The organism is Actinosynnema sp. NPDC023658, from assembly GCF_040639995.1.
Classification (GTDB): domain Bacteria; phylum Actinomycetota; class Actinomycetes; order Mycobacteriales; family Pseudonocardiaceae; genus Actinosynnema.
This window is the reverse complement of sequence record NZ_JBFAAX010000927.1, coordinates 1-2,140: the sequence shown is the minus strand read 5'-3', so window position 1 is coordinate 2,140 and position 2,140 is coordinate 1. Positions and strand designations below refer to the sequence as shown.

The window sequence follows — 2,140 nt, the reverse complement described above, 5'->3', positions numbered from 1 at the left end:
GCGAAGCGACACCCGGCGGGGAACCCGATCAGCTGACCACGGCCGGTTCTTCGGTGCCCAGCGGCTCGTCCACGCTCGTCGTGCCGGCTCCCGCGACCCCGGTGTAGACGCGGACGGCGCTGTCCGCGACGCACGCCGGGCTGAAGCGGGCCCTCGCGTGGTCCGCGCCGGCGGTGCCGTAGGCGTCCATCAGGGCCGGGCCGTCGAGCAGCCGGCGCAGCGCGCGGACGAGCCTGCGCCGGTCCGCCGGCGGCACGACCACGCCGGTCACGCCGTCCGCCACCAGCTCGGTCGCGGCGGTCGCGACCACCGGCACGCCGCACGCCATGGCCTCCAGCGGCGTGATGCCGGAGTCGTCCGCCGCCGCGCACACGACCACGTCGGCCGACCTGGCCAGGGCGGGCAGCGCCACCTGCGGCACCCGGCCGACCAGCCGCACCCGGTCACCGATCCCGGACTCGCCGGCGTGCTCGCGCAACCGGCGCACGTCCTCCGCCCGGCCGCCCACGACGACCAGCTCCGCGTCCCACACCGACCGCATCGCCGTGATCACGTCCGCGGCGCCGGCGGCGGGCGTGACCACCCGGTGCGGCAGCGACCGGTTCAGCCGCGGCCCGTCCGGCTTGAACCGCTCGACGTCCACCCCCGGCGCCACCACGGCGATCCGCACCCGCGGCACGCCCATGCGCACCAGCTGCGCCTTCTCGTCCGTGCAGCGGGCCACGACGCGGCTCGCCTCGCGCCCGATCAACCGCTCGGTGGACAGCCGCGCCTCGGGCACGGCCTCGTCACCCGACTGCTGCGCCGTCGTCCCCAACGAGTGAAACGTCTGCACCACCGGCACGTCGAGGCCGTTGGCGGCCAGCACCGAGGCCACCCCGGACGTCCAGTAGTGGGCGTGCACGACGTCCGGTGGGTCGGCCCGCCACTGCCCGCGCAGGAACCGGGTGAACTCGTCCAGGTGAGGGAGCAGCTCGTCCGGGTGAACCGGGCTCGGCGGTCCGGCCGGCACGTGCACCACGTCGTAACCGAGCCGCGTGCGCACCACACCGGGTGAACGGGGGGAGTCGCGCCTGGTGTGCACCACCACGTCGTGACCGGACCTGACCAGGGCCGCCGCGAGGTCCGCCACGTGGACGTCCTGCCCACCCTCCTCGGCGTCCCCGAGGACGGGCAGCGGGTTCGCGTGGGCCGAGACCAGAGCGATCTTCATGGGTTCCTCCAGCCAGGGTGCGGCCCACGCCGCAGCACGCTCGACCAAGGCTGTCGTCTCAACCCGAATTCGCACCGTACAAGCAACCCCGGGCCCCTGCCACCCGAGCGCTTTCCCGGTCGGGTGGTTGGCACGCCGGCTGCCGGGTATGGGAGTGGCGACCGCTCAAGACGACCGAGGAGGGACCACATGGCCACCGGCGAGACCGGCTTCGACGACGTCAGCTACGACCTGATCTCCGTGCAGTACCACGCGCTCAAGGCGGGTCACGACTACGGGCAGTACGTCCGGGACGCGGAGAACGCGGGCAAGCAGGAGATCGCCGACTTCTTCCGCCGGGTGATGGAGGAGGACTCCGCGCGCGCCAAGCAGTGCCACGACTTCCTCAAGGAGCTGTCGGGCAGCAGCGACTCGGGCCCGGCCGTCAGCTGAGCCGGGCGGACGGGGCAAGCGCCGTGCGCGTGGTCGTGCTGTCCGACACCCACGCGCCCCGCCGGTGGAAGTCGTGCCCGCCGGCGGTGGCCGCGCACCTGCGCCACGCGGACGTCATCCTGCACGCGGGCGACGTCTGCGTGGCGTCCGTGTTGGACGAACTGGCCCAGTACGCGCCGGTGACGGCGGTGTGCGGCAACAACGACGGGCCGGACGTGGTCGAGTGGGGCGCACCCGGGACCGTCGAGCTCGACCTCGCGGGCCTGCGCGTCGCGATGATCCACGACAGCGGCCAGGCCACCGGCCGCACCGCGCGGATGCGCCGCCGGTTCCCGGAGGCGGACCTGGTGGTCTTCGGGCACTCCCACATCCCGATGGACCTCACCGGCGACGGCGTGCGCGTGTTCAACCCCGGCTCGCCCACCGACCGCCGCCGCCAGCCGCACGGCACCATCGGCCTGCTCGACGTCGAGGACGGCCGGCAGCTGTCCGCGC

The 2,140-nt window shown here is 74.3% G+C and carries 3 protein-coding genes; 2 read left to right on the top strand and 1 reads right to left on the bottom strand.

Annotated features, from left to right (window positions below):
• Positions 1 to 28: 28 nt before the first annotated feature.
• The gene (locus tag AB0G02_RS36530; protein WP_360803959.1) at positions 29 to 1,213 is read right to left on the bottom strand and encodes a glycosyltransferase; all 1,185 of its coding nucleotides are present in this window, start codon (positions 1,211 to 1,213) and stop codon (positions 29 to 31) included.
• Positions 1,214 to 1,402: 189 nt separating this feature from the next.
• Here AB0G02_RS36530 and AB0G02_RS36525 point away from each other — a divergent pair, with 189 nt between their 5' ends.
• Together AB0G02_RS36525 and AB0G02_RS36520 are read left to right on the top strand one after the other, a co-directional pair.
• Positions 1,403 to 1,645, top strand: coding sequence for an acyl carrier protein (locus AB0G02_RS36525; protein ID WP_360803956.1), 243 nt, complete (start codon positions 1,403 to 1,405; stop codon positions 1,643 to 1,645).
• A 23-nt stretch (positions 1,646 to 1,668) separates the two neighbouring features.
• Positions 1,669 to 2,140 (top strand): metallophosphoesterase family protein (locus AB0G02_RS36520; protein WP_360803953.1); only part of this gene is annotated, 472 nt, incomplete at its 3' end.

Excerpts from the sequence above, each read along its gene's own strand:
- AB0G02_RS36530 (WP_360803959.1), bottom strand. The coding sequence starts at position 1,213 with ATGAAGATCGCTCTGGTCTCGGCCCACGCGAACCCGCTGCCCGTCCTC.
- AB0G02_RS36525 (WP_360803956.1), top strand. The coding sequence starts at position 1,403 with ATGGCCACCGGCGAGACCGGCTTCGACGACGTCAGCTACGACCTGATC.